We start from the raw sequence: 6909 nt of genomic DNA, 5'->3' as shown, positions 1-6909 counted from the left end.
AACCTTTTTTCGGTCCGAGATCGAAAGCCCCTATTATTCTTAGGTAAGATATAAATCATTCAGCAACCCCTATTTAGATAATTTGATAAAATATAGGTTACCAAAAGTAAGGAGGTGAGAATTTTGAGTAAAATTAAGCATATTAAGGATACGAATGGAACCGATAAGAATGAAGTTCATTTTCTTAAGCCTGATGATAGGTACACTTCTTGTGGTTTTGATACTACGGACCATCCCGACCATTGGGAAAGGGTCAGCTCTAATAGTACTGTTACCTGTCAAAGAAATGGTTGTAGTAGGAATTAAAGGCCTTCCCGATTATTATCATATGATTCTATGTTAACAGTAAAGTATTTCATTCTTTCAAGGATCATCAAGTGCCAGGCACATAAACAATTCAGAATTGTCTGCGTGGCTGGCACTTATTCTCGCATCAAATTAATGTTAGTATAATTCAAAGTGGAGGTGTTCATATGCCGAGTACAGGTGAAAAGCCGGGAAAAGGTACTTACAAATGTAAACGTTGTGGAGAAACTGTAGTGCTGGATGATAAGACAGATACTCTTCCACCTTGCCCTAATTGTGACGCAACTGAATTTAAAAAGGTGTAATTTTATGGAAAAGTCATTCTTCTTTAGGGTGACTTTCCTATACTTTAAAATGAGAACGGACGACTTGACCATTGTTTGTTTCAATATTTATATCCAGAATTATTAACCTGTTATTCCCATTTTATCAAATTCAAAACACGATATAATATTTCTGTCTAAAATTGCAACACTGAACTTAAGTTTGGGTGCCTGTCAGAGCGACCGAGCGTAGGTCGTAACATATAGCGGGTGGGATGCCCGCCGAGTAAGAGTTAGCCACTCGCTCGTAGCTAGTTTTGGATGATGGAAGGCAACTTCCATCATTAAGCGTAAACAGTTAGCTAGTGGGCCGTAAACTACGGTTGAAGGGATTGAGCCCCGAAATACCCAAATGAAAGGGCAGATGGATTTGACAGTCCAGAATGCAACATCTTAATAAGCGAAAAGGGCGAGCTTATTAAGACCTTTCCGGGGTCGGTGACCTCGGCACGCTAGACATGGATATGTTATGGCAACTCGGGAGGTCCTATCGGGTCTTCCTGCGGAAGCAGGGAGTATGGCGTACAAGCGATACAAAGTGAGGAAACCAAATGCCTGATAGGAAGTCGGAGGGCTGCATAGTACCGGTGAAGCCGGGTAATTCCGGTGGAGGAAAGGTAAGCCCCCTATCATTTTCTTGTTAGGGACACATTATCTACACACAGAGGTAGGGAATTATAATGGAAACAAAACTATCGAGAATAGCGGAATTAGCTAGATCTCACCCCAGGATGCAATTCACATCGCTGGCGCATTTGTTGGATGAGGAGTCTTTAAAGCAATGCCATCATGAATTACCCGGCAGTAAGGCTTCAGGTATTATGGGGGTTACAAAGGAAGACTACGGTGAAGAATTAAATGATAATGTCGAGAACCTCGTTCATAGAATGAAGAAGAAAAGCTATCGCCCCCAACCGGTCAGACGAACCTATATTGATAAAGCTGGTTCAAGGAAGAAACGACCATTGGGGATACCGGAGCACGAGGATAAAATCGTGCAGCGGGGATTAGCTAAAATTCTTACGACAATCTATGAAAATGATTTCCTCGGCTGCTCCTTTGGCTTTAGACCCAAAAGAAACTGTCATGATGCCTTGAAGATTCTTAATGTCTACATTGAACAGAGATACACGAACTACATCGTAGATGTAGATATTAAGGGATTCTTTGACAATGTGGATCATGAATGGATGATGGCATTTCTTGAACATCGAATTAAAGATCCCAGTATACTGAGGCTCATAGCCAGGTTCTTAAAGGCCGGTTACATGGAGGAAACCGAACGATACAAGGAAGAGTTTGGCACACCACAGGGTGGTGTTATATCGCCTATTCTGGCAAATGTTTATCTCCATTATGTACTGGACTTATGGTTTGAGCGTAAAGTACGTAAAGAATGTAAAGGACAAGCGTACCTTGTTCGCTATGCGGACGATTTTGTGTGCTGTTTTCAGTATCAGCAGGACGCATACAAGTTCTTTGAAGGCCTCAAGCAGAGATTGGCGACGTTTAACCTTGAAGTTGCGGAGGACAAAACGAACATTATTCCCTTTGGCAGGTTTGCGGAAAAGAACAGTAGGCGGAACGGGAATGGTAAACCTCCGACATTTAATTTTCTGGGCTTTACGCATTACTGCAGCCAAAGTCAGAAAGGCAAGTTCAGAGTTAAACGGAAAACTGACAACAAGAAGATGAGAGCGAAGTTGCGTCAAACCAAGAAATGGCTAAAAGAAAACAGAACCGAAGGTGCTGAATTTATCATGGATAGAATTCGAAGGTCGCTTATAGGATACTATAATTATTATTGTATTACAGACAATTCGCCAACGGTTGATTTGTTTCGTGACAATATAAGAGCGTTACTCTTTAAATGGCTGAATCGAAGAAGCCAGAAGAAGTCCTTCACATGGGAGAAATTCGTTTTATTTCTGAAGAAATTTCCACTTCCAAGGCCAACCGTGAAAGTGAATATATACCAACTTAGAGATCATATTAGTTACATTCTGTGAAGAATGATAGGTGGAGCCGTGTGCGGGAAAACCGCTCGCATGGTTCTGAGAGGGGAGTGATACACAATTTGCCGTCAGGCAGAGAGGTTCACTCCTACTTGACCCACCCGAATTTTGTCAAATAGTGTCGAGGGTTAGTTTTGTTGATTTGAAAAATTTTCAGGTTAGTTAAATTGGTATTTTTCTTTTATATTTTCCGTCATTTTTGCTTTTTCACCTCGTCATTTTAGGCTAAAAAGGAACTTTGATTGTTTTTTGGGTTTCATAATTCCATTTCAACCTAATGAATTCCGAACAAATGTTCTTGACTTTTTTCAGAATATAGCTTATCTTATATCTAATTAATAAATGCCGAAAAGGTGTGAGATGATGGCTACAACTGTGTCAAGTATTGGTTTGAAAGGAATGGAAGGGTATCGGGTTGATGTGGAGGTACAGCTTTTGCCGGGGATAGAAGGGGTTCATATTGTTGGGTTGCCGGATGCTTCGGTGAAGGAGTCAAAAGATCGGGTGATGGCGGCCTTGTATGCGAATGATTGTGATGTTCCTGATAAGAAAATCGTCATCAATTTATCCCCTGCGGAACAGAAGAAAAATAGTCCTATTTTTGATTTGGCGATGGCGATTGGAATTATGAAGGAAGCGGGGGAGATTAAGGATGCCATTCCTGATGCTGCTGCTTTTCTGGGTGTCTTATCGCTGGATGGCACGATTAAGCCGGTTGATGGGATGCTTCCTGCGATTGTTGCTGCCAAGAAGGAAGGTTTTAAGCAACTGTATTTGCCACCCATGAAGGATATGCCATTCCCTCAAATAGACGGGATGGAATGTTGTTTTGTTGAAACACTACATGACGTCGTTGCCTCTTTTTCCGGACAGCTTTCATCATATGCGATAACCTCGATGCCTTCCTCTGAAACAAAGAATCCTGAGCCGGTAACGTATGATAAAGACTTTCAGCATATACTTGGTCACAATCAAGCGAAACGAGCGCTGGAGATTGCTGCTGCGGGGGATCACAATGTATTAATGACAGGTCCTCCCGGATGTGGGAAGAGCCTCCTGGCGGAAACGTTTCCATCCATTCTACCCCTCTTGAGTGACAATCAACAATTTGATGTCTTAAGCATTTATCAGCTGGCGGGTATGACGCATGACAATTATCAACTCCCGCCATTTCGTGACCCGCACCATTCTGCGTCAGCTGTTTCGCTTATTGGCGGAGGAGCAAACCCAAAGCCTGGGGAAGTATCTTTGGCACATTGTGGGGTGTTGTTTCTTGATGAAATGGCCGAGTTTCCCAAGCGTACACTGGACATGCTTCGGCAACCGGTTGAAACAGGGAAAGTGACCATTAGCCGGGCAGCCTCAACGGTTACTTACCCGGCGAAATTTCTGTTATTGGGAGCCATGAATCCGTGCCCGTGTGGTTTTTTAGGTTCGAGACACTATTACTGTACGTGTACACCCAAACAGATAACCGCTTATAATAATCGCGTATCCGGACCCATTCAAGATCGTATGGATATTTTACTTAAGCTTGATACCGTGGCGTTGGACAGGGAGACCACCGATCATAACGAAACCTCAGAAGCCATTCGTGCTCGTGTTGACGCTGCCCGCGGGAGGCAATATGAGCGTTATGGTGAAGGGATTCTCAATGCGGACGCACCGAATGAAACGTTGCCTGAACAGCGTCAATTAACGGAAGATCAGCAGAAAATGATGCAGCAATGGTCCAGTAAACATCATTGGAGCACACGTGTGCAAATGAAGATTCTGCGCTTGGCACGGACGATTTCGGATTTGAGCGGTGATGAAACCATAACCAACGAAAGTATCTGGGAAGCTGTGACAATGCGGCGATCTCGTGGGAATAACGTGCAGAAAGGGATGATCCAGTAACCATGGGCCGTAAAAAACGGGTATGGGTACCCAATTCATTCTATCACGTTGTCTGTCGCGGCAATCGTCGTGATGCCCTTTTTAAGGATGACGATGACTTTAAAATCTTTCTCCATATGCTTCTCCAGATTAATAAAAAAGTCCCCTTTGAACTCGCTTCCTACTGTCTGATGACCAACCATTTTCACTTGCAAATACGTTCCAAAGAACAGCCTATTTCCAAAGTGATGTCCCTCATCAACAAGCGGTATGCTGACTATTACAACACGAAGAACAGAATCACCGGCCATGTGTTTGAAAAACGGTATTATGATAAAGTGATTGCATCGAAACAAGGAATGCTGGAAGTGAGCCGGTATATCCATTTGAATCCGGTCGACGCCAACATGGTACGACAGCCACAAAGCTATCCATGGAGCAGTTACCGGTATTATATGCATACATCTCGTCACCCCCTCTTGAACATGGCTATTATTTTGGATTACTTTTCGGGGGATGAATGGGAGAAGCGCCGGAAATATCGGGAGTTTGTGGGATGGGAAAGGGCAGAATGACTGGATCTGTATTTACGCTGCTTGTTGATTCCAAATCCTGTCACATCCATGAATCAGTTAGTGTTGTGAATGCATATAATAAGAGGTGACTATGCCTAAAATAAGTGAATTCTCTGGTATGAAGATATATATATGTATTTTGATGATCATGATCCCCCTCATTTTCATGTCAGGGGGCAGAATAAAGCAGAAATATATATTGGAAGTGGTCGGTATAAAAATGGAAGTTTACCAATCAAAAAGCAGCGGGATGTCATCGTATGGCTTAATAGAAATAAACGTGCTATTATGAAGGCATGGAATGATTGTAAGGACGATAACATGCCACAAAAGATTCCGCCACTATAAGGAGGAAAATCTTATGCGTGAGATAATCAAGGCCAAACCTATTCCCAATTTGCATGGTTGGCTGTTATGTGAATTTGAGAATGGTGAGAAGCGTTTTATTGATATTAGACCCTCCATGATCGGGACACTTAATAAATTAAAAGACCCACAACTATTTAGACAGGTTTATGTAGATGATGATGCAGGTACGGTGGCTTGGCCAGATGATATCCATATTGACCCGGATACGCTATACAATCGTGGCATTCAATCTGGGGAAATACAACGCTTGGCCAATATAATTAATTCCGATGAACATGGGGATTGGCTTGAGAGAGCATAAGTGTAGCAGCTTAACTTGTTCAGGTCGATTAGCAGGAAAGCAATGCTGAAAAGCATGGGGAAAAGCATGGGGACGGTTCTCATGTTTCTCTTTTACCAAAACACAATTTGCCTGTTTATGTGAACTTGGGGATTGAGCTCAAACTTCTCAGCTGACTTTGCAAAGCCCTTTTGGAAGCACGGGAACCGTCCCTGCGCTTTTCGATTTCTTGTCATTCGGTGGTAAATAACATGTCACTAGTGGTACATTTTGTTGGCCGTGATCAAATACTCGTATATTCAAATTAATGATAAGTAAAGTGTTATAGGCGACCATTCAAATACCGATAAAAACTATCCCTATACAAAAACATCTTCGTTGACATAATCAATTTCAAAACCAAAGTCACTTAACATTTTATGATCACGCGCTTCTTCCTGACCTTTCGCCGTTAAATAGTCGCCAACAAAAATAGAGTTTGCTGCATAAAGACCTAGTGGTTGTAAGCTTCTCAAATTTTCTTCCCTTCCCGCAGAAATACGAACTTCTTTCGTTGGATTCATATACCGGAAAAATGCGAGCACTTTTAAACAATATAATGGATTTAATTCATCTGTCCCTTCAAGTGCTGTTCCATCCATGGCATTTAGAAAATTGACAGGAATTGAATCCGCATCTAGTTCTTTTAACGCCCTTCCCATCTCAAACACATCTTCCAAAGATTCTTTCATGCCAACAATAACCCCAGAACACGGTGAAATACCTGCATCTTTTACTTTGCCAACTGTATTTATTCTGTCATCATAAGTATGACTGGTCGTAATATTTGGATGATGTTCTTTTGAGGTGTTGATGTTATGATTATAACGATCAACCCCTGCATCCTGTAATTTTTCTGCTTGCCCATCCCTCAAAATACCTAAACAAGCGCAAATACGCATATCTGGATACGTTTCTTTAATCGCTTTAGTAGCCTCTGCAACCGCATCAATTACACGATTCGTAGGGCCCCTTCCACTGGCAGCAATACAATATGTCCTTGATTTTAAATCGTATGCTCGTTTTGCCCCAGCAACGATTTGTTCTTTTGTAACTCAACTTTCGCATCTAAAAAACGCTAATAATTCCTTGATATGACTGAGCTAATCCGGAAAACAATATTA

Annotated in this window: 6 protein-coding genes and 1 pseudogene; 6 read left to right on the top strand and 1 reads right to left on the bottom strand. The window is 42.0% G+C overall.

The annotated features are described in order from the left end of the window. The first annotated feature begins 473 nt into the window (after window positions 1-473). The 6 genes from ABDZ72_RS14385 (at window position 474) to ABDZ72_RS03025 (ending at window position 5767) form a co-directional block, all read left to right on the top strand. Window positions 474-611, top strand: a complete 138-nt coding sequence (locus ABDZ72_RS14385) for a zinc ribbon-containing protein (protein ID WP_425542339.1) — start codon at window positions 474-476, stop codon at window positions 609-611. Window positions 612-1309: 698 nt separating this feature from the next. After that, a complete protein-coding gene (ltrA, locus tag ABDZ72_RS03040) occupies window positions 1310-2638 on the top strand; it encodes a group II intron reverse transcriptase/maturase (RefSeq protein WP_343751070.1) in 1329 nt (442 codons plus the stop codon). A gap of 369 nt (window positions 2639-3007) precedes the next feature. Continuing rightward, complete coding sequence (locus tag ABDZ72_RS03035) at window positions 3008-4543, top strand: YifB family Mg chelatase-like AAA ATPase (RefSeq protein ID WP_343751069.1); 1536 nt, start codon at window positions 3008-3010, stop codon at window positions 4541-4543. A gap of 2 nt (window positions 4544-4545) precedes the next feature. Beyond that, on the top strand, window positions 4546-5097 hold the full coding sequence (locus tag ABDZ72_RS03030; protein WP_343751068.1) for an REP-associated tyrosine transposase: 552 nt from the start codon (window positions 4546-4548) through the stop codon (window positions 5095-5097). Window positions 5098-5229: 132 nt separating this feature from the next. Continuing rightward, window positions 5230-5445 (top strand): DUF4160 domain-containing protein, encoded by a 216-nt coding sequence (locus ABDZ72_RS14380; RefSeq protein ID WP_425542338.1) that lies wholly within the window; start codon window positions 5230-5232, stop codon window positions 5443-5445. 13 nt (window positions 5446-5458) lie between these two features. After that, on the top strand, window positions 5459-5767 hold the full coding sequence (locus tag ABDZ72_RS03025) for a DUF2442 domain-containing protein (protein ID WP_343751067.1): 309 nt from the start codon (window positions 5459-5461) through the stop codon (window positions 5765-5767). A gap of 338 nt (window positions 5768-6105) precedes the next feature. Here the strand turns inward: ABDZ72_RS03025 and bioB are convergent. Further along, window positions 6106-6834, bottom strand: a pseudogene (gene bioB, locus ABDZ72_RS03020) (biotin synthase BioB); the annotation flags it as partial. Window positions 6835-6909: the final 75 nt, after the last annotated feature.

The organism is Lentibacillus halophilus, assembly GCF_039522485.1.
Lineage (GTDB): Bacteria > Bacillota > Bacilli > Bacillales > Amphibacillaceae > Lentibacillus > Lentibacillus halophilus.
The sequence above is the reverse complement of the archived record's forward strand: the minus strand, read 5'-3'. Positions and strand labels throughout refer to the sequence as shown.

Coding starts and splice junctions, on each gene's coding strand:
- ABDZ72_RS14385 (WP_425542339.1), top strand. CDS start 474: ATGCCGAGTACAGGTGAAAAGCCGGGAAAAGGTACTTACAAATGTAAA.
- ltrA (WP_343751070.1), top strand. CDS start 1,310: ATGGAAACAAAACTATCGAGAATAGCGGAATTAGCTAGATCTCACCCC.
- ABDZ72_RS03035 (WP_343751069.1), top strand. CDS start 3,008: ATGGCTACAACTGTGTCAAGTATTGGTTTGAAAGGAATGGAAGGGTAT.
- ABDZ72_RS03030 (WP_343751068.1), top strand. CDS start 4,546: ATGGGCCGTAAAAAACGGGTATGGGTACCCAATTCATTCTATCACGTT.
- ABDZ72_RS14380 (WP_425542338.1), top strand. CDS start 5,230: ATGTATTTTGATGATCATGATCCCCCTCATTTTCATGTCAGGGGGCAG.
- ABDZ72_RS03025 (WP_343751067.1), top strand. CDS start 5,459: ATGCGTGAGATAATCAAGGCCAAACCTATTCCCAATTTGCATGGTTGG.